This is a genomic window from Pseudomonas sp. efr-133-TYG-5 (genome assembly GCF_030209175.1).
Taxonomy (GTDB): Bacteria; Pseudomonadota; Gammaproteobacteria; order Pseudomonadales; family Pseudomonadaceae; genus Aquipseudomonas.
Genome location: NZ_JARVSM010000001.1, coordinates 922799 through 941282 on the forward strand (window position 1 = coordinate 922799; position 18484 = coordinate 941282).

At 63.1% G+C, this 18484-nt stretch carries 18 protein-coding genes; 13 read left to right on the plus strand and 5 right to left on the minus strand.

Going from position 1 to position 18484, the window contains the following annotated elements; all coding sequences use genetic code 11:
* The first annotated feature begins 157 nt into the window (after nt 1-157).
* The 6 genes from proP (at nt 158) to QRN70_RS04120 (ending at nt 8854) form a co-directional block, all read left to right on the plus strand.
* Nucleotides 158-1660 (plus strand): glycine betaine/L-proline transporter ProP, encoded by a 1503-nt coding sequence (proP, locus tag QRN70_RS04095; protein WP_285415933.1) that lies wholly within the window; start codon nt 158-160, stop codon nt 1658-1660.
* 94 nt (nt 1661-1754) lie between these two features.
* Nucleotides 1755-3254 (plus strand): glycolate oxidase subunit GlcD, encoded by a 1500-nt coding sequence (glcD, locus tag QRN70_RS04100; protein WP_285415934.1) that lies wholly within the window; start codon nt 1755-1757, stop codon nt 3252-3254.
* Nucleotides 3254-4318 carry a glycolate oxidase subunit GlcE gene (gene glcE, locus QRN70_RS04105; protein WP_285415935.1) on the plus strand — a complete coding sequence of 355 codons (1065 nt, stop codon included), beginning with the start codon at nt 3254-3256 and terminating at the stop codon, nt 4316-4318. Before glcD ends, glcE begins: the two co-directional genes overlap by 1 nt.
* A gap of 3 nt (nt 4319-4321) precedes the next feature.
* On the plus strand, nt 4322-5560 hold the full coding sequence (glcF, locus tag QRN70_RS04110; RefSeq protein ID WP_285415936.1) for a glycolate oxidase subunit GlcF: 1239 nt from the start codon (nt 4322-4324) through the stop codon (nt 5558-5560).
* Nucleotides 5560-5961, plus strand: coding sequence for a heme-binding protein (locus tag QRN70_RS04115; protein ID WP_285415937.1), 402 nt, complete (start codon nt 5560-5562; stop codon nt 5959-5961). Before glcF ends, QRN70_RS04115 begins: the two co-directional genes overlap by 1 nt.
* A gap of 271 nt (nt 5962-6232) precedes the next feature.
* Nucleotides 6233-8854, plus strand: coding sequence for a bifunctional diguanylate cyclase/phosphodiesterase (locus QRN70_RS04120; RefSeq protein ID WP_285415938.1), 2622 nt, complete (start codon nt 6233-6235; stop codon nt 8852-8854).
* An 18-nt stretch (nt 8855-8872) separates the two neighbouring features.
* On the opposite strand, the gene QRN70_RS04125 is transcribed toward QRN70_RS04120, so the two are convergent.
* Nucleotides 8873-10666 carry a thiamine pyrophosphate-requiring protein gene (locus QRN70_RS04125; protein WP_285415939.1) on the minus strand — a complete coding sequence of 598 codons (1794 nt, stop codon included), beginning with the start codon at nt 10664-10666 and terminating at the stop codon, nt 8873-8875.
* A gap of 338 nt (nt 10667-11004) precedes the next feature.
* On the opposite strand from QRN70_RS04125, the gene QRN70_RS04130 reads away from it, so the two are divergent.
* Nucleotides 11005-11481 carry a PA2171 family ribosome-binding persister protein gene (locus tag QRN70_RS04130; protein ID WP_285415940.1) on the plus strand — a complete coding sequence of 159 codons (477 nt, stop codon included), beginning with the start codon at nt 11005-11007 and terminating at the stop codon, nt 11479-11481.
* Between the two features lie 44 nt (nt 11482-11525).
* Here the strand turns inward: QRN70_RS04130 and QRN70_RS04135 are convergent, their stop codons facing one another.
* Nucleotides 11526-11744, minus strand: a complete 219-nt coding sequence (locus tag QRN70_RS04135; protein ID WP_285415941.1) for a hypothetical protein — start codon at nt 11742-11744, stop codon at nt 11526-11528.
* Nucleotides 11745-11831: 87 nt separating this feature from the next.
* Nucleotides 11832-12482: a glycosyltransferase family 2 protein gene (locus tag QRN70_RS04140; protein WP_285415942.1), complete on the minus strand. Its 651-nt coding sequence runs from the start codon at nt 12480-12482 to the stop codon at nt 11832-11834.
* A 281-nt stretch (nt 12483-12763) separates the two neighbouring features.
* Here QRN70_RS04140 and QRN70_RS04145 point away from each other — a divergent pair, with 281 nt between their 5' ends.
* The 3 genes from QRN70_RS04145 to QRN70_RS04155 all read left to right on the plus strand — a co-directional run bounded on the left by QRN70_RS04145 (nt 12764) and on the right by QRN70_RS04155 (nt 14349).
* Nucleotides 12764-13084, plus strand: a complete 321-nt coding sequence (locus tag QRN70_RS04145) for a hypothetical protein (RefSeq protein ID WP_285415943.1) — start codon at nt 12764-12766, stop codon at nt 13082-13084.
* Between the two features lie 180 nt (nt 13085-13264).
* On the plus strand, nt 13265-13870 hold the full coding sequence (locus QRN70_RS04150) for an SCO family protein (protein WP_285415944.1): 606 nt from the start codon (nt 13265-13267) through the stop codon (nt 13868-13870).
* Nucleotides 13870-14349, plus strand: a complete 480-nt coding sequence (locus QRN70_RS04155) for a copper chaperone PCu(A)C (protein WP_285415945.1) — start codon at nt 13870-13872, stop codon at nt 14347-14349. The genes QRN70_RS04150 and QRN70_RS04155 overlap by 1 nt, the downstream gene beginning before the upstream one ends.
* 67 nt (nt 14350-14416) lie before the next feature.
* On the opposite strand, the gene QRN70_RS04160 is transcribed toward QRN70_RS04155, so the two are convergent.
* On the minus strand, nt 14417-14833 hold the full coding sequence (locus tag QRN70_RS04160; RefSeq protein WP_285415946.1) for an organic hydroperoxide resistance protein: 417 nt from the start codon (nt 14831-14833) through the stop codon (nt 14417-14419).
* A gap of 222 nt (nt 14834-15055) precedes the next feature.
* On the opposite strand from QRN70_RS04160, the gene QRN70_RS04165 reads away from it, so the two are divergent.
* Nucleotides 15056-15430, plus strand: coding sequence for a hypothetical protein (locus tag QRN70_RS04165; protein WP_285415947.1), 375 nt, complete (start codon nt 15056-15058; stop codon nt 15428-15430).
* On the plus strand, nt 15427-15627 hold the full coding sequence (locus QRN70_RS04170; RefSeq protein WP_285415948.1) for a helix-turn-helix transcriptional regulator: 201 nt from the start codon (nt 15427-15429) through the stop codon (nt 15625-15627). Before QRN70_RS04165 ends, QRN70_RS04170 begins: the two co-directional genes overlap by 4 nt.
* Before the next feature lie 39 nt (nt 15628-15666).
* Here QRN70_RS04170 and QRN70_RS04175 read toward each other — a convergent pair whose 3' ends face one another.
* Nucleotides 15667-16671, minus strand: coding sequence for an ABC transporter substrate-binding protein (locus tag QRN70_RS04175; RefSeq protein ID WP_285415949.1), 1005 nt, complete (start codon nt 16669-16671; stop codon nt 15667-15669).
* A gap of 208 nt (nt 16672-16879) precedes the next feature.
* Between QRN70_RS04175 and QRN70_RS04180 the strand changes: the two genes are divergently transcribed.
* Nucleotides 16880-18451: a gamma-glutamyltransferase family protein gene (locus QRN70_RS04180; protein WP_285415950.1), complete on the plus strand. Its 1572-nt coding sequence runs from the start codon at nt 16880-16882 to the stop codon at nt 18449-18451.
* The last annotated feature ends 33 nt before the right edge of the window (nt 18452-18484 follow it).

Sequence of the window (18484 nt, forward strand, 5' to 3'; positions counted from 1 at the left end):
GACCGCGGGCTGTGAATTTTTTCGTGTCCTCTTGTATCTGATCTGAAAGAAGCCGTGCCATCAATTAGATGGCATCGACCCAGACAAACCGCTCTGGCCCGCGTCATACGGGGCCAGGCGGCTTGCATCAAGACCGATCAGCTACAGAGTGACCAGGATGAAATCACGTAAAAACCGCGTCAATCCCATCGGGTTGAAGGACATCACCATTGTCGACGACGCCAAGATGCGCAAGGCGATCACCGCCGCGGCACTGGGCAACGCCATGGAATGGTTCGACTTTGGCGTGTATGGCTTTGTCGCCTATGTGCTGGGCAAAGTGTTTTTCCCCGGCGCCGATCCCGGCGTACAGATGATCGCCGCGCTGGCCACCTTTTCGGTGCCCTTCCTGATCCGGCCGCTGGGCGGCCTGTTCTTCGGCGCGCTGGGTGACAAGTACGGGCGGCAGAAAGTCCTCGCGGCGACGATTGTCATCATGTCGCTCAGCACCTTCGCCATCGGTTTGATTCCCTCGTATGCCTCGATCGGCATCTGGGCGCCGATCCTGCTCCTGCTGTGCAAGATGGCTCAGGGCTTCTCGGTCGGCGGCGAGTACACCGGCGCCTCGATCTTCGTCGCCGAATACGCCCCGGACCGCAAGCGCGGCTTCCTCGGCAGCTGGCTCGACTTCGGCTCCATCGCCGGCTTCGTTTTCGGTGCCGGCGTGGTGGTGCTGATCTCGACGATTCTTGGCGACCAGAAATTCGAGGAATGGGGCTGGCGCCTGCCGTTCTTCCTGGCCCTGCCGCTGGGCATGATCGGCCTCTATCTGCGTCACGCACTCGAAGAGACGCCGGCGTTCCAGCAGCATGTCGAGAAGCTTGAGCAAGGTGACCGCGAAGGCCTGGCCGGTGGTCCGAAAGTGTCGTTCAAGGAAGTCGCGACCAAGCACTGGCGTAGCCTGATGACCTGCATCGGCGTGGTGGCGGCGACCAACGTCACCTATTACATGCTGCTCACCTACATGCCCAGCTACCTGACCCACAACCTGCACTACAGCGAAAACCATGGCGTGCTGATCATCATCGCGATCATGGTCGGCATGCTGTTCGTGCAGCCGATGATCGGCTTCGTCAGTGACAAGATCGGTCGGCGCCCCTTCATCATCTGCGGCAGCATCGGCCTGTTCATCCTCGCCATTCCGGCGTTCATGCTGATCAACAGCGGCAAGCTCGGCCTGATCTTTTCCGGGCTGCTGATCCTCGCGGTGCTGCTCAACTTCTTTATCGGCGTGATGGCCTCCACCCTGCCGGCGATGTTCCCCACGCACATCCGCTACAGCGCCCTGGCGAGCGCCTTCAACGTCTCGGTGCTGATCGCCGGCCTGACGCCGACGGCCGTGGCCTGGCTGGTAGAAGCCACGCAAGACCTGTACATGCCGGCCTATTACCTGATGGTGATTGCGCTGGTCGGCCTGATCACCGGCGTGACCATGAAGGAAACCGCGAACAAGCCGCTGCGCGGCGCAGCGCCAGCGGCGTCCGACCTGGAAGAAGCCCGCGAGCTGCTGCAGGAGCATCACGACAACATCGAGCAGAAGATCGAAGACATCGATAACGAAATCGCCGAGCTGCAGGCCAAGCGTGAGCATTTGGTCCAACAGCACCCGCGAATCGAATAGCGAGCTTTACTCAACGGTGCGCGCAGCTCAATGATGGGGGAGCTGCCCACGGGAATACCTCTGATAACAACAAATGGAGGACCGTCCACCGATCATGAACATTCTCTACGATGAACGCGTCGACGGCGTGCTGCCGGACGTCGACCGGGCCGCGCTGTTGCAGGCGCTGCACGAACAGTGGCCGGTGCTGGAGGTCCTGCACCAGCAGGAAGAGCTGCGACCGTACGAATGCGACGGTCTCTCCGCCTACCGCACCACGCCGTTGCTGGTGGTATTGCCGCGGCACATCGAGGAAGTGCAAGGCGTGCTGCGCCTCTGCCACGAACGGCGGGTCCCGGTGGTCGCCCGGGGAGCCGGCACCGGACTGTCCGCCGGCGCCCTGCCCCTGGAGAAAGGCGTGCTGCTGGTGATGGCGCGTTTCAATCAGATCCTGCACATCGACCCCGCCGCCCGCACCGCACGGGTTCAGCCCGGGGTTCGCAACCTGGCGATTTCCCAGGCCGCGGCGCCGTTCGGCCTGTATTACGCGCCGGATCCGTCGTCGCAGATCGCTTGTTCGATCGGCGGCAACGTGGCGGAAAACGCCGGCGGCGTGCATTGCCTCAAGTACGGCCTGACCGTGCACAACCTGCTCAAGGTCGACATCCTCACCGTCGACGGCGAGCACCTGACCCTCGGCTCCGACGCCCTCGATTCTCCCGGCTTCGACCTGCTCGCCCTGTTCACCGGCTCCGAAGGCATGCTCGGGGTGATTACCGAAGTCACCGTCAAACTGCTGCCCAAACCGCAGACCGCCAAAGTGCTGCTGGCCGCGTTCGACTCGGTGGAGGAGGCAGGCCGCGCCGTCGCCGACATCATCGCGGCCGGGATCATTCCCGGGGGCCTGGAAATGATGGACAACCTGGCGATCCGCGCCGCCGAGGACTTCATTCACGCTGGCTATCCGGTGGATGCCGAAGCGATTCTGCTGTGCGAACTCGACGGCGTCGAAGCCGATGTCCACGACGATTGCGACCGCGTCCGCCAGGTGCTGGAACAGGCCGGTGCCAGCGAAGTGCGCCAGGCCCGTGACGAAGCCGAGCGCGTGCGCTTCTGGGCCGGCCGCAAGAATGCCTTCCCGGCGGTGGGCCGCTTGTCGCCGGACTATTACTGCATGGACGGCACCATTCCCCGCCGCGAATTGCCGGGCGTGCTGCACGCCATTGCGCAGTTGTCCTCCGACTACGGCCTGCGGGTTGCCAACGTCTTTCATGCCGGCGATGGCAACATGCACCCGCTGATCCTGTTCGACGCCAATCAACCCGGCGAACTCGCCCGCGCCGAAGCCCTCGGCGGCAAGATCCTCGAATTGTGCGTCAGCGTCGGCGGCAGCATCACCGGCGAACACGGTGTCGGCCGGGAGAAAATCAACCAGATGTGCGCGCAGTTCAACAGCGACGAGCTGACCCTGTTCCATGCCGTCAAAGCGGCGTTCGACCCCGGTGGCCTGCTCAATCCCGGCAAGAATATTCCGACCCTGCACCGCTGCGCCGAATTCGGTGCGATGCACGTACACGGCGGGCAACTGCCCTTCCCTGAACTGGAGCGCTTTTGATGGGCAACGCAGCGGATTTCGACGACAGCGCAGCGCTGCTCGAACAGGTGAACCAGGCCCTGGAAAATGCCACGCCGCTGCGCATCCAGGGAGCGAACAGCAAGGCCTTCCTCGGGCGCATCGGCGCCGGCGAAATTCTCGACACCCGCAACCATCGCGGCATCGTCAGTTACGACCCGACCGAACTGGTGGTGACGGTGCGCTGCGGCACGCCGCTGGCCGAGTTGCTCGCCGTGCTCGACGCCGCGCAGCAGATGCTGCCCTGCGAGCCACCGGCCTTCGCCGACGACGCCACCGTTGGCGGCATGCTGGCCAGCGGCTTGTCGGGGCCGCGCCGGCCGTGGTCTGGCGCGGTACGCGATTTCGTCCTCGGTACGCGCATCATCACCGGCTACGGCAAGCATCTGCGCTTCGGCGGCGAGGTGATGAAGAACGTCGCCGGTTACGATCTGTCGCGCCTGATGGCCGGCAGTTTCGGTTCGCTCGGGGTCATCACCGAGGTCTCGCTCAAGGTGCTGCCCAAACCGCGCCAGTGCCTGAGCATCAGTCTGCCGATGAGCAGCGAGCGCGCCCTGCAGCGCCTGGCCGAATGGGGCCAGCAGCCGTTGCCCATCAGTGCGGCGTGCCACGATGGCGAGCGTCTGCATCTGCGTCTGGAGGGCGGCGAAGGTTCGGTGACGGCAGCGCATGATCGCCTCGGTGGCGAGTTGCTGGAGGCGGGCTATTGGGCCGACCTGAATGAGCAGCGCCTGGGCTTCTTCAACGAAGATCAGCCACTGTGGCGGCTGTCGGTGCCCAACAACACGCCGCCCCTGGCCTTGCCGGGGCCGCAATTGCTCGACTGGGGCGGCGCCCAACGCTGGCTCAAGTCAGCGGCCGAAGCGGCGTTTATCCGCAAAGTAGTCGGCGAGGTCGGTGGCCATGCGACGTGCTACAGCCACGGGCTGCTCGACGACCCCTTCCAGCCCCTGCCGCCCGCGCTGCTGCACTATCAGCGCAACCTCAAGCGCCAGCTCGACCCGCGGGGCATCTTCAACCCGGGCCGTCTGTACGCGGAGCTGTGAACCATGCAAACCACTCTCAGCCCCCAATCACAACAACTGCCGCGCGCCGCCGAGGCCGAAAGCATCCTGCGTAGCTGCGTGCACTGCGGGTTCTGCAATGCGACCTGCCCGACCTATCAACTGCTCGGCGATGAACTCGATGGCCCACGCGGGCGCATCTATCTGATCAAACAGGTGCTCGAAGGCCAGGCGGTGACACGCAAGACCCAGGAGCATCTGGATCGCTGCCTGTCCTGCCGCAATTGCGAAACCACCTGCCCGTCCGGTGTGGACTATCACAACCTGCTGGATATCGGCCGCGCAGTGGTCGACGCCGCCGTGCCGCGCTCACTCGGTCAGCGCCTGCTGCGCGAGGGCTTGCGCAGCGTGGTACCCAACCCTGCTCTGTTCAAGAGCCTGGTCAGCAGCGGCCAGGTCTTGCGCGCGTTGCTGCCGGGGCCGCTGCAGGCGAAGTTGCCACGCAGCACCCCGGCTGCCGCGCCGCGTCCCGTCACCCACCATCCACGTCAGGTGCTGCTGCTCGAAGGCTGCGTGCAGCCGGGGCTGTCACCTAATACCAATGCGGCGGCGGCGCGGGTACTCGATCGACTGGGCATCAGCGTCACACCGGCACGCGCGGCCGGTTGCTGCGGCGCGGTGGATTATCACCTCGATGCGCAGGCTGCCGGCCTCGACCGCGCCCGCCACAACATCGACGCCTGGTGGCCGGCCATCGAACAAGGTGCCGAAGCCATCGTGCAGACCGCCAGCGGCTGTGGTGCTTTCGTCAAGGACTACGGCCATTTGCTCAGTACCGACCCCACCTATGCCGACAAGGCCAGGCGAGTCAGCGCCCTGGCCCGCGATCTGGTGGAAGTGTTGCGCGACGAACCGCTGGAGACCCTCGGCGTGCACGGCGATCAACGCCTGGCGTTCCATTGCCCGTGCACCTTGCAGCATGCGCAAAAGCTCGGCGGCGCCGTCGAAGCGTTGTTGACGCGCCTGGGTTTCAACCTCACCAGCGTGCCCGACGCCCACCTGTGTTGTGGCTCGGCCGGCACCTACTCGATTACCCAGCCGGAACTGGCGCGGCAACTGCGCGACAACAAGCTCAATGCCCTGGAAAGCGGTCATCCGCAACTGATTGTCACCGCCAACATCGGCTGTCAATCACACCTTGACGGCGCCGGGCGCACGCCGGTGCGCCACTGGATCGAACTGGTCGACGCGGCCATGCCCGCCCGCGTCAATGGAGCACGGTGATGAACAGCAAAGCCATTCTGAGTCAGGTGGAAATCCGCAAGATCCTCGATGCCGCGCGCAACGAGGCGCTGCACAACCAATGGCCGGTGAGCCTCGCCGTGGTGGATGACGGCGGCCATCCCCTGGCCCTCGAACGCCTCGACGGCGCATCGCCGATCAGCGCCTACATCGCCACGGAAAAAGCCCGCACCGCCGCGCTTGGCCGGCGCGAATCAAAAGGCTATGAGGACATGGTCAACGGCGGCCGCCATGCCTTTCTGTCGGCACCGCTGCTGACGTCGCTCGAGGGCGGCGTGCCGATTGTCTTCGACGGCCAGGTGATCGGCGCCATCGGCGTCTCCGGGGTCAAGGCCGAGCAGGACGCGCAGGTGGCCAAGGCCGGAGCGCTGGCACTGGGCTGACGGTCAATTCGCAGGCGAAAAAAACCGCCCTTGCGGGGCGGTTCTGGTACGCCGTAGCGGGTGGGCTCGGGCTGTGTATGTCTCACCTCATGTGTCCTCAGCGCCGCCGAACATTTGAACAAAGTGTGATCCAGTTCAAATTCGCCAGGGCGAAGCGCGAGCCTCTTCACTATGCTTTTCGCCATTGGGCTCAGCGGATTGCAGAAGATCTGAACAAAACGCCGAGCGCATTGTTCCAGATGCGCATGACACCCGGATCAAGGACGAGCAAATGGATATTTCCACCGCTGCAGCTCCCCTCCCCACCCCGCAACGCGCGGTCACCCGGCGCCTGGCCTTCGCCGTAAGCCTGCTGTTTGTCGTCGGCGTGTTTGCCGCGGTCAGCGCCCTGTTCAGTATCGCCCGGCACCTCGACGCCGAGGATGTCAGCCAGAACCAGTTCTACTCGGCGCGGGCACTGGAGAACCGCATCACCGCGTCGAAAAGCTACATCACCAGTTATGCCTACTGGACCACGGCCTACGAACACCTGCACGACCAGATCGATACGCAATGGGCGTTCACCGAGCAGAACATCGGCAAGACCCTGTTCACCAGCGACGGCTACGAAGGCGTGTTCGTTCTTGACCGGCAACGCACCAAGTACGCAGTCATCCGCGGCCAGTTGCTCGACGCGGACATATCCTCGTTCCTCAAGGTGCCGGCCGCCACGCTGGTGGATCAGGTGCACAGCCAGGCCAACATCGCCGACCCCATCAGCACGTACACCTTGTTCGAGGGCTGGCCGGCGCTGGTCACGGCGGCGGCGATCATTCCCAACGATGAACGGCCACTGGGCGATCCACAGCAGACCTCTGTGCTGGTCTTCGTCGACCAATTGACCCCGACCAAATTGCGCAAGATCGGCAGCGCTTATGGCCTGAACAATCTGACCCTCGCCCCCGACGAAACCATTGCCGCCGATCAGCCAAGGGTGGCCCTGGACAGCACCGGCTACAGCCTCATCGAGGACCTCGAGCGGCCCGGCCGGCAACTGTTGTGGTCGTTGCTGCCGCCGCTCGCGGTCACTCTGGTGGTGCTGACGCTGTTGACCGCGTACTTCTTTCGCCATGCCATGCGCTCCTCGCGCTACGTCGACCAGAGCTTCGACACGATGCAGGCGACCAACCAGGCACTGGCAGCCGCCAACCGTGCCCTGGAGGCCAGCGAAGAGCGCTTTCGAGCCGTGGCCGAGGCCGCGTCGGACTGGATCTGGGAGGTCGACCAGCACCTGGCCCTGACCTATCTCTCGGCACGCTTCAGCGAGGTGACCGGCTATGACCAGGCGCAATGGCTGGGCCAGGATATTGGCCAGCTGCTCTTTTGCGACACCACACCACTGGAGCTGTGGCTGAAGAAACTGACGGAGGCCAGCCCGACCAGCGACCTGCGTTGCACCTACCGCGACCGATCCGGCCAGCAACGCCACTGTCGCCTCTCCGCCCGCCCGATCTTCGACCAGCAGACCGTCGTCGGCTTTCGCGGCACCGCCAGCGACATCACTGACGAAGTGGCGGCACATGCGCAGATCCAGCACCTGTCGATGCACGACGCGCTTACCGGCCTGCCCAATCGCAACAAACTCGCGCGTTATCTGGATGAAGCACTGCTGCTCAAGGAACACGCGCCGCCCCTGTCGCTGCTGATGATCGACCTGGACAATTTCAAGCCGATCAACGATTCCCTGGGCCATCCGGCCGGCGATGCCGTGTTGCAGGAAGTCGCCGCGCGCCTGCGCGAATGCACCCGCGATCACGACATCGTCGCCCGCCTCGGTGGCGACGAGTTCGTGGTGGTGCTCAACGGCATGGACACCCATCATGAAATCGACAAATTCTGCACCCGCCTGATCGGCAACCTGCATCAGCCGGTGCTCTTCGAGCAGCATCCGCTGCACATCGGTGCCAGCGTCGGCATCGCCCTGAGCCGGCGCCAGGGCTTCGTGCCTACGGAACTGATCCGTTGCGCGGATATCGCCCTGTATCAGGCCAAATCCGAAGGCAAGAACACCTGGTGCTATTTCGAAGCGCACATGAGCGATCAGATCCAGACACGTCGGCAAATGGAGGACGATCTGCGCCGGGCGCTGGTCAACGATGAGTTCGTCCTGCACTACCAGCCGCGCTACAAGATCGATGGCAAGCAGATCGTCTCGGTCGAGGCCCTGGTGCGCTGGCAACATCCGACCAAGGGCCTGCTCGGCCCGGACGTGTTCATTCCCCTCGCCGAACAGACCGACCTGATCGTTCCGCTCGGCCGCTGGGTGCTGCGTGAGGCCTGCGAAACGGCGCTGACCTGGCCGCAGGACATCCTGCTCTCGGTCAACCTGTCACCCGCGCAGTTCGCCCACAGCGATGTGGTCGAAGATGTACGCCAGGTGCTGGTCGGCACGCGCTTGCCGGCCAGTCGCCTGGAACTGGAAATCACCGAAAACGTCATGCTCAACGACACCGATGGTGCGCTGACCACGATGAATGCACTGAAGGAACTGGGGGTGCGCCTGAACATGGATGACTTCGGCACCGGCTATTCGTCGCTGGGCTATCTGCGTGCCTATCCGTTCGACGGGATCAAGATCGACAAGCGTTTCATCGCCTCCATCAGCAGCGGCGCCAATGACCGCGCGGTGGTACAGGCGATCATCGGCCTGGGCAAGGCCATGGGCCTGACGGTGACGGCCGAGGGCGTCGAAACCGAGGAGCAACTGGACATCCTCGGCAGGGATCAATGCAACGAAGTGCAGGGTTACTTCATGAGTCGCCCCGTCGACAAAACGGCGTTCGCGCTGTTGCTGCACGCTTCCAGAAACGTGCAGCCGGAGCCCTCGCGACACAGGAAAGGCCGCGTCACCTGAGCGGCCTCGAGCGCACAATCACTTGCGCTTGCCACCGGGCAGCACGGCACCCAGCACCTGCTTCGCCGTCTGCACGATCACCCCGGCTTCATCAGGGTCGCCCTTGAGCAGCGTCGTGGCGAACTTCTTCGCCTGTTCCAACTTGATATGCGGTGGCAGCGGCGGCACGTTCGGGTCGGTCTTGAACTCGATCACCACCGGCACCTCCGACGCCAGCGCCTGCTCCCAGGCCGCTGCAACGTCCTCTTCGCGATCAACGAAGATCCCCTTCAGGCCGATGGAAATGGCGAACAGGTGATACGGCACGTCCGGAATGCTTTGCGAGGCGACAAATTTCGGATCGCCCTCCATCACCCGCTGCTCCCAGGTCACCTGGTTGAGGTCCTCGTTGTTGAAGACCGCGCAGATCCACTTCGGGCTGTCCCACTGCCGCCAGTACTTGGCGACGGTAATCAACTCGGCCATGTTGTTCATCTGCATCGCACCGTCACCCACCAGCGCAATCACCGGGCGTTGCGGGAAGGCAAACTTCGCCGCAATCGCATAGGGCACGGCGGCGCCCATCGAGGCCAGTCCGCCCGACAGCGAGCATTTCATGCCTCGGCGAATTTTCAGGTCACGGGCAAACCAGTTGGCGCAGGAACCGGAGTCGCTGGTGATGATCGCCTGCTCGGGCAATCGCGGTGACAGCTCGAACACTACCCGTTGCGGGTTGACCGGATCGGCTTTGGCCATGGCGCGTTTCTCGAGGGTTCTGTCCCAGCTGCCACGCCAGCCCTCGATTTTTTTGCGCCATTTGCGCGCGGTCTTGTGTTCCAGCAACGGTGCCAGCGCGGCGAGGGTCTCGGCCGCATCGCCACAGAGATTGACCTCCATCGGATAACGCAGGCCCAGCATGTCCGGCTGCAAGTCGATCTGCACCCCGCGCGCCTGACCCTCCTTGGGCAGGAACTCGGCATAGGGAAACCCCGAACCGATCATCAGCAGGGTGTCGCATTCAGTCATCAACTTGTAGCTCGGTTCGGTCCCCAGCAGGCCGATGCTGCCAGTCACCCAAGGCAGTTCGTCGGGCAACACGGCCTTGCCGAGCAGCGCCTTGGCCACCCCGGCACCGAGTTTTTCGGCGACGGCGAACACTTGCTCACTGGCGCCCAGCGCGCCGGCGCCGACCAGAATCGCCACCTTCTCCCCGGCATTGAGCACATCGGCGGCGCGCTGCAGGTCGGCCTCGTAAGGCAGCACCCGTGGCTTGCTGAAACCGACCCCGGAATGCGCCGTGCCGTGCGCGCGTGCCGGGGCCTTGTATTCGAGATCCTGCAGATCGTTGGGCAGGATCAACGCCGTCACCCGCCGCTCGCCAATCGCCGTGCGCACTGCGCGATCGAGCAAATGGCGCACCTGCGAAGGCGCCGCTGCCTGTTGTACGAAAGCCCCGGCGACGTCCTTGAACATCGACACCAGGTCGAGCTCCTGTTGATAGTGACTACCCAATGCCGTACGCGCCTGTTGGCCGACAATCGCCAGCACCGGCATGTGATCGAGCCGCGCATCGTAGAGTCCGGTGATCAAGTGCGAGGCACCGGGGCCGGAAGTGGCGATGCACACCCCCAGTTCGCCGGTGAACTTGGCGTGCGCCGAAGCCATGAACGCGGCCATCTCCTCATGCCGGGCCTGGACGAATTCGATCTTGCCCTGGGCGCGGCTCAAGGCGCCGAACACGCCGTTGATGCCGTCCCCCGGATAACCAAAGATGCGTGTCACGCCCCATTGACTGAGTCGTTCAACCAGAAAATCACCCACTGTCTGCGTCATGAGAACCCTCACTCTGTGCATTGCCCATGGCCGCCCGCCGCTGCTGAAGGCCGCGCGGCAGGCAGTCGTCGTAAAGGACTGGACAGCCCTGCCATCGGCGAAGTTTCGATTAATTGCGCTTCGTGGCGCGCACGATCGAGCCGTGATCTGCAATGGCGACGGGCGACGATTCAGGCAGGCTGCACGAAGGCCTTATGCCTGCAGCGACGCAACTGCTTGATCGGTAAAGAAACTTTTCTTGACCCGGGCTGGCACGGCAAATGCGAGTACCCAATGGATTGCACAGCGCCGTGGGACAACGGCCTGTGTTTGTTCCGTGATAGCAGAGGCCACACCCCATGAACGCCATCGACCTATTGAAAGCCGACCACGAAAAAGTCAAAGCCATCCTCAGCCAACTGAGCGAATCCACCGAGCGCGCCCTGAAAAAACGCAGCGAACTGCTGAGCAAACTGGAGATGGAAATTACCATCCACACGCGCCTGGAAGAAGAAATCCTCTACCCCGCATTCAAGGAAGCCGGCGGCAAGGAACAGGACGTCATGTACTACGAAGCCAAGGAGGAACACCGCACCGTCGATTCCCTGGTGTTGCCCGATCTGAAGCTCACCGACCCGGGTACCCCGGAGTTTGCCGGTCGGGTGAAAGTGGTCAAGGAGCTGCTGGAGCACCACATCGAAGAGGAAGAAACGGAGATGTTTCCGCAGGCGAAAAAACTCCTCGGCAAGGCCCGGCTCGATGAGCTGGGCGAGCAGATGGAAGCGTTGAAAGCCAGTTACAAGAAGGAGATGTCCGCCGGCAACCTGGCGGCGTGATTGATTGGCGTGAACACCAGGCCCGACCGCTGTCGGGCCTTTTTTTATCTTTGCACCTGGCCCTCGCGGGACTCGGTAAACACATTGCCGGCATCGCGTACCAGCTGCCGCCATTCGGCGCTGGTGATCAGGCCCTGCTCTTCCATGTCGTCGGCCGCTTTCAGCAGCTCGTCGTATTGCTGTTCGGGATCCATGCGCAGTTGCGCTTGCGTGGCCAGTTTGCGCCATGCCGCCAGGGATTCTTTCTTTCGCTGATCGAACATAGGGATGACCTCTTGGGGATGTGATTCGGTAGAGCGAAGCCCACGACCAGTCGTTCCTCATCCGCGACGGATGGAATGCCACCCGCCTCAGCCCGCACCCAGGGCCTGCAAATAATCGCCGAAACCTTCCCGGCAACGGCTGTGCTTGCGAGCACTGGTGACCACGCTGTTGGTCGCGGTCCAGACAATCCGCGCACCGGCACGCTCCAGATCGCGCACCAGATGCACGTCTTCATGGGCCGGCAGCGGCCGGAAACCGCCCGCCCGCTGATACGCCATCGAACACACGCCCAGGTTGGCACCGTGAATATGCCGGTGACCTTCCACTGCCTGATACAGGCTCTCGTAGCGCGTCTGTACGTGCACCGGGTGCTCCGCCCAACTGTCGACGCTGACCGTGCCGCACACCGCATCGGCCTGAAAATCCAGCTGGCGCACCAGCCAGTGCGGGGCAACCACCGTGTCGGCATCGGTGAAGGCCAGCCAGCGCGCCCCGGCGACGATCAACGCCGCCGCCCCGGCGCATCGGGCCTCCCCGACATTGCGCCCGTCGGTGACCAGGGTCTTGATCCCCATCTCGTGCGCCACTTGCGCCGAGTCATCCGTGCAGCTGTCGAGCACCACCAGAATTTCCACCGGTTCCGCCAGCAGCGGATGCGCCGCCGCGGTCAGGACCGACTCCAGGCATTGTGCAAGCCATGCTTCTTCGTTGTGAGCGGGGATGACGACGCCAATCATGTGCTTGCTCCTGCCTGCCGGTGGGCCACTCACATCGCGGTGGCCGATAACTGACAGACCAGAGCCGATTTCCATTGGTTCGAGTTTTTTGCTGGCGCGGGTAGCGGCGATGTAGCGCAGCCAGGAGGCTCACAGCCACACTTATCAAGAGTTATATAACCGTCGATGGTTATTACGAACTTCCTTATAAACCTGTCAGTAATGACAGTTGTAGCTCCATCTCGCCCACTTATAAGCTGTCCGCACTGGCAACTGGGTCAGTTCGAAAAGGAGCACATTCCATGGCGGATAAAATCAGTCAGTTCCTGCCGTATGAAATCGACGGTTTCGACGCGGCGAGCAAAACCATTTCTCTGGCAAAGACCACGGCGCCCGGGGCAAAAATCCAGGCCACAACGGCTTCCAACGTCGAGCGACTCATCTTCACGGGAGTCAACAGCACGGTCGACCTGCACCTGACGAATTACAGCGGCTCCACGCTGCTGGAAGGCGTCATTCCTGCATGGTTCTTGAAGAACAACGTCGGCGGAGTCGTCAATTGCCTGTTCCGATCATCGCCCAGTGGCGTGGTCATCGCCGATGATGTTCGAATCGTGCCTTGAACCACACAGGCCAACCGTGACGCACCCTGCGTCATGTTTTCTTACACCTTTTGTCGCCCGATCCGACATTGCCCGGTGATCGAAGGCCGGCGCGGCGGATCATTTTGGTATCATGCGCCGCTTTTACGGTTAACCGCCCGCCTGTCCTGCCGACCGGCGGGCTCGAAAAGGCGGTATGAAATGACGGCTTTGTTGACTCGCCGCAAGGTGCTTGCGGGAATGGGCGTGCTCGGTCTCGGCCTGCTCGCCGGCTGTGATACCCGCGGCCAACTGTCGTACAAGTACGGCAAGGATCTGAGTAACAAGATCATGGGACGCACCTTCAAGCTGAAGAATCCCGAAGGCGAAACCATGACGCTGTCGAGCTTCCGCGGCCTGATGCCGATGGTGTTCTTCGGCTTCACCCAGTGCCCGGCAGTCTGCCCGACCACCCTCGCCCGCGCGGCGCAGATCAAAAAGCTGATGGGCAAGGATGGCGACCGCCTGCAGGTGATTTTCATCACCCTCGATCCTGAGCGCGACACCCCGCAGATCCTCGACGCCTACGTCAAAGCCTTCGACCCGACATTCGTCGCGCTGTACGGCACGCTCGAAGAAACCCAGGCCACGGCCAAGGAATTCGACGTGTTCTTCGAGAAGGTCCCGGCAGGCGACACCTACACCATCTCGCACACCGCCACCAGTTACGTTTACGACTCGCGCGGCGAACTGCGCCTGGGTCTGTCTACCTCGCTTTCGGCACAAGAGTGCACGGAAGATTTGCTCACCGTCATGGAGGTTTGCTGATGCATCCCGTTCTGAACAACATCAAACGCGCCGTTTTCGGTCTGTCCCTGCTGGGCCTGGCGCTGAACGCGTCGGCACAAACCAGCGTCAGCGACGCCTGGGTGCGTGCGACCGTGCCGACCCAGTCCGCCAGCGGCGCGTTCATGACCCTCACCGCCGACAGCGACAGCAAACTGCTCAGCGTTGCCTCGCCGGTAGCCAAGGACGTGCAGATTCATGAAATGAGCATGAAGAACGACGTGATGAGCATGGGCCCGGTCGACTCGGTCGACCTGCCGGCCGGCAAAGCGGTGAAGTTCGATCCGAACGGCTACCACGTCATGCTGATGGGCCTGAGCGGCCAGTTGAAGGAAGGCGACAGCGTGGCGCTGACCCTGACCGTGGAGAACGCCAAGGGCGAAAAACAGGCCATCGAAATCAAGGCGCCGGTACGCTCGCTGACTAACATGGAAGGCCACGATCACAGCAAGATGCATTGATCGCTGCCGACTGAAAAAACGCGGGGCGGCATGATCGACGATCATGCCGCCCCGTTTGCATTGCGCGTCAGGCCAGCTTCACCTCGACATCAATATTGTTGCGCGTGGCCTTGGAATACGGGCACAGCTGATGCGCGGTTTCCAGCAGTTTCTGCGCCGCCTCGCGGTCCAGCCCCGGCAGGCTCACATTGAGCCGAGCCTGCAGCAGATAGCCACCGGAGTTGGTGCCCAGATCTACCTCGGCATCCACCGCCACATCCGCTGGCAGGCTGACCTTCTGCTGCTGCGCGGCGACTTTCAGCGCGCCGATGAAACACGCCGACCAACCGGCCGCAAACAGCTGCTCCGGATTGGTCCCGCCGCCGTTGGTGCCGGGGGACGACAGCTTGACGTCGAGGATCCCGTCGGAACTGCGTGACGCCCCATCGCGCCCGCCGGTGGTGTGGGTCTTGGCGGTATAGAGAACTTTTTCGATCTGACTCATGGCGATCTCCTGAGCAATAACAACCTGAGTTCACGGCGCCCCAGGGTCCTGAGGCGCCACCCGATTCGCACAGCTTTCTCACTATAGACGCGGGTTTGCCGGGCACCGGCGAAACGGACACGCGGACGGTACCCAGCGATCAGACCGATGATGGAAAGCATGCTTTACATCAGCGAACGCTTCGACGAACATGTAAAGCGTCTTTTACACAGGGAGTTGAAAATGAAGCACTTCAATAAGGAAATGGCCGCCGCAATGGCGTTGTACGTCCTGGTGCTGCTGGCATCGCAATGGGCATTGCTGTACCTGGGCGAGGCCAACGCCTGGCTGCGCACGGTCATCGTCCTGTTGCCGATGATCCCGGTCGCCCTGTTTTGCTGGACCGTGGTGCGTGACATGCGCCGGCTCGACGAAATGTACCTGCGCATCCAGTTCGAAGCCCTGGGTTTTGCCTTCGCGGCCTCGGCCATGCTGACCTTCACCTACGGTTTTCTGGAAACCGTCGGCGCGCCGCACGTCCCCTGGTTGTGGGTGTGGCCGGTGATGGGGCTGATGTGGATGATCGGTTTGCGCATCGCCAAGCGTCGCTACCAATGAAAAACCGTCTGAAGGAACTGCGCGCCGAGCGCACATGGTCGCAGGTCGAACTGGCCGAACGTCTTGGCGTGTCGCGCCAGACCATCAACGCCATCGAAAACGAACGCTACGACCCGAGCCTGCCGCTGGCCTTCCAGATTGCCCGGGCGTTCGGCCTGCCGATTGAAAGCATTTTCGATGATGCGCCAGGGCAATAACCCTCCAGCAAGGGGCAACGCCCTGTTGCCCCTGTGCGATCAGCTGCCCGCGCCGCCATGGGCCTCTTCAAAGAAGTAATCCTTCCAGCTGTCCGCCTTGTTCTTCAGCACACCCAGCTCCTGCAATTTCTCGGCGTAGATGAATGTACGCTGCGGCACCACGGTGAAATCGATTTCCGGGTCCTGGACGATTTGCTCGACCAGCGCCAGCGGCAACTTCGACTGCTCGACGCGAATGTAGGCCTGGGCGGCGGCAGGTTTGTCAGCCTTGATGATTTTCTCCGCCTCGGCCAGGGCGTCGTAGAACGCCTTGTAGGTTTTGGGGTTTTCGTCGTGGAATTTTTCCGTGGTGTAGAGCACGTTGAACGTCGCCTGGCCGCCGAGCACGTCGTAGGAACTCAGCACCTTGTGCACGTTGGGACTCTGCAGCGCCTGGTACTGGAACGGCGGGCTGGAGAAGTGCGAGTTGATTTCCGAACCGCCGGCGATCAGCGCCGCCGTGGCGTCCGGGTGCGGCAGGCTGACCGAGATGTCATCGAATTTCTTGTACTGGTCGTTACCGAATTGCCGGGCGGTTTCGATCTGCAGGGTGCGCGACTGGAAGCCCACGCCAGCGGCTGGAACGGCGATGCGATCCTTGTCGCTGAAATCCTTCAGGCTCTTGATGTTCGGGTTGTTGGTCAGCAGGTAGTTGGGCATCGAGCCGAGCGAAGCGATGGCCTTGACGTTCTGCTTGCCCTTGGTCCGATCCCACACCGTAAGCATCGGCGGCACTCCCGCCGAGACCACGTCCAGCGCGCCGGTCAGCAGCGCTTCGTTCATCGCGGTGGCGCCGGAAATGCTGTTCCAGTCGACTTTGATGTCGAGGCCCTGCGCCTTGCCGTGTTTCTCGATCAAGTGCTGGTCGCGCACCACATCGAGAATCAGGTAACCGATGCCGAACTGCTGGGCAATGCTGATCTTGCCTTCGGCATGCACGCCGGCGCTGAGCAGCGTACTCGCGGCCAACAGGGCCAGCGCGGAACGTTTGAACGGTGTGGCCATGGCATCCTCGCAGCTTGGAAATGAGACGGAAGCTGTGAACTTTATCGCTATAAAAAAGCTAATTTAAATACCGATATTGCATATCTATAGCACCCAAAGCTCTGCACCCGAAAGGGTCGTAACTGCCCAGATTCCAGGCATCCGAAGATCGGCACAGCGATTGCTAGCCAAGAATAAATTTCTAGCTAGCAATAAGGAGCCAACCGCAATGATGGCCGAATCCCGCCGTGGCGTTATCTGCTCTCCCCACCCCGAAGCCAGTGCTGCCGGCCTGCGAATCCTCGATGCCGGCGGCACGGCAATCGACGCCATGCTGGCCGCCAGCGCGGTGCTCGGCGTGGTGTATCCGCACATGACCGGGCTGGGTGGCGATGCCTTGTGGCTGCTGCATGATGGACAGGTGCGCACCATCATGGGGATCGGCCAGGCGGGTCAGCGCTTGCCCGGCAGCGGCCGCATCGACCTGCGCGGACCGGCCAGCGTGGCGACCACCGCCGGGGCATTGGCCAGCTGGCGCACCGCGCAGCGGATCAGCGCCGGCGAATGGAGCTCGCGCCTGGGTTGGCGCCAGTTGCTCGCCGACGCCGTGCACATTGCCCGCGCCGGGGTGCCGGTGTCGGCGTCGCAACTGTTCTGGCAGAGCCACCGCGAAGCGTTGATCGACACCCTTCCCGACCTGCACGCGCTGTGCAAGACCGCCGGCCGCTGGCTGCGTGCCGGCGATGTGCTGCGCCAGCCACAGCTGGCCGACACCCTGGAACAGCTGACCCGCCACGGCATCAGCGACTTCTATCAGGGCGAGCTGGCCCATGCCTTCGCCGAGCAGTTCGCGCGGCTGGACTGCGGCCTGAGCCTGGCCGACCTGCAAGCAACGACCGCCGCAGAAGTGCCGCCGCTGTCGATCCGCTATCGCCAGGGACGTCTGTTCAACGTTGCCCCGCCCTGCCAGGGTCTGTACACGCTGCAAGCCATGCTCGCCCTCGGGCAACGCGATCTGGCCGCGTGCGGCAATGGCACGGTTGCCTACTATCACCACCTGGTCGAGGCGATCAAACAGGGCTTGTTGCGGCGCAACGCCGAATTGCACGACCCGCGCCGCTCGGACTGGGATTTCGCCGCCACACTCAACGCTGAGGCCGCCGCCGGCTACGCCGCCTGCATCGATCCGCACCAGGCCCAGCCCTGGAACGAAGCGGGTCGCCCGGCCGACACGGCGTGGATGGCCGCCACCGACGCCGAGGGCCGCACGGCGTGTCTGATCCAGAGTCTGTTCCATGACTTCGGCTCCGGCGTGGTGATGGGCGACACCGGGGTGCTGTGGCAAAACCGCGCCGCCGGATTCAGCAGCGAACCCGGTCATCGCAACGCCTGGGCGCCGGGCGCACGTCCGGCGCACACCCTCAATCCGTCCTGCTATGTCGCCGACGACGGGCGCCGGATGTTCTTCGGCACCCAGGGTGGCGACGGCCAGCCACAGACCCAACTGGTACTTGCCAGCCAGTTGATCGATTTCGCCCAACCGATCGACCGGGCCTTGCGCACCCCGCGTTTTCTGCTCGGGCGCAGCTTTTTCGACGGCAGCGACAACCTCAAGCTCGAAGCCGATGTCGGTGACGCGGTGATCAGCGGCCTCGCCGCGCTCGGACACGGCGTGGAAAGCATCGCCCCGCTCAACGCCTACACCGGCCAGGCCGGCATCATCGCGCTGTATCCCGACGGCCGCCGCCACGCGCAGCACGACCCGCGCGGCCAGGGTTGCGCGTTGGGCCAGAGCGATTGAGATCGGCGTTTGCCGGGCGACCGGCGCTGGCGG

Excerpts from the sequence above, each read along its gene's own strand:
- proP (WP_285415933.1), top strand. The coding sequence starts at position 158 with ATGAAATCACGTAAAAACCGCGTCAATCCCATCGGGTTGAAGGACATC.
- QRN70_RS04135 (WP_285415941.1), bottom strand. The coding sequence starts at position 11,744 with ATGTTCGATCAGCGAAAGAAAGAATCCCTGGCGGCATGGCGCAAACTG.
- glcF (WP_285415936.1), top strand. The coding sequence starts at position 4,322 with ATGCAAACCACTCTCAGCCCCCAATCACAACAACTGCCGCGCGCCGCC.
- QRN70_RS04165 (WP_285415947.1), top strand. The coding sequence starts at position 15,056 with ATGAAGCACTTCAATAAGGAAATGGCCGCCGCAATGGCGTTGTACGTC.
- QRN70_RS04145 (WP_285415943.1), top strand. The coding sequence starts at position 12,764 with ATGGCGGATAAAATCAGTCAGTTCCTGCCGTATGAAATCGACGGTTTC.
- QRN70_RS04170 (WP_285415948.1), top strand. The coding sequence starts at position 15,427 with ATGAAAAACCGTCTGAAGGAACTGCGCGCCGAGCGCACATGGTCGCAG.
- QRN70_RS04140 (WP_285415942.1), bottom strand. The coding sequence starts at position 12,482 with ATGATTGGCGTCGTCATCCCCGCTCACAACGAAGAAGCATGGCTTGCA.
- QRN70_RS04125 (WP_285415939.1), bottom strand. The coding sequence starts at position 10,666 with ATGACGCAGACAGTGGGTGATTTTCTGGTTGAACGACTCAGTCAATGG.
- QRN70_RS04175 (WP_285415949.1), bottom strand. The coding sequence starts at position 16,671 with ATGGCCACACCGTTCAAACGTTCCGCGCTGGCCCTGTTGGCCGCGAGT.
- QRN70_RS04115 (WP_285415937.1), top strand. The coding sequence starts at position 5,560 with ATGAACAGCAAAGCCATTCTGAGTCAGGTGGAAATCCGCAAGATCCTC.
- QRN70_RS04155 (WP_285415945.1), top strand. The coding sequence starts at position 13,870 with ATGCATCCCGTTCTGAACAACATCAAACGCGCCGTTTTCGGTCTGTCC.
- QRN70_RS04160 (WP_285415946.1), bottom strand. The coding sequence starts at position 14,833 with ATGAGTCAGATCGAAAAAGTTCTCTATACCGCCAAGACCCACACCACC.
- QRN70_RS04150 (WP_285415944.1), top strand. The coding sequence starts at position 13,265 with ATGACGGCTTTGTTGACTCGCCGCAAGGTGCTTGCGGGAATGGGCGTG.
- glcE (WP_285415935.1), top strand. The coding sequence starts at position 3,254 with ATGGGCAACGCAGCGGATTTCGACGACAGCGCAGCGCTGCTCGAACAG.
- QRN70_RS04120 (WP_285415938.1), top strand. The coding sequence starts at position 6,233 with ATGGATATTTCCACCGCTGCAGCTCCCCTCCCCACCCCGCAACGCGCG.
- QRN70_RS04180 (WP_285415950.1), top strand. The coding sequence starts at position 16,880 with ATGATGGCCGAATCCCGCCGTGGCGTTATCTGCTCTCCCCACCCCGAA.
- glcD (WP_285415934.1), top strand. The coding sequence starts at position 1,755 with ATGAACATTCTCTACGATGAACGCGTCGACGGCGTGCTGCCGGACGTC.
- QRN70_RS04130 (WP_285415940.1), top strand. The coding sequence starts at position 11,005 with ATGAACGCCATCGACCTATTGAAAGCCGACCACGAAAAAGTCAAAGCC.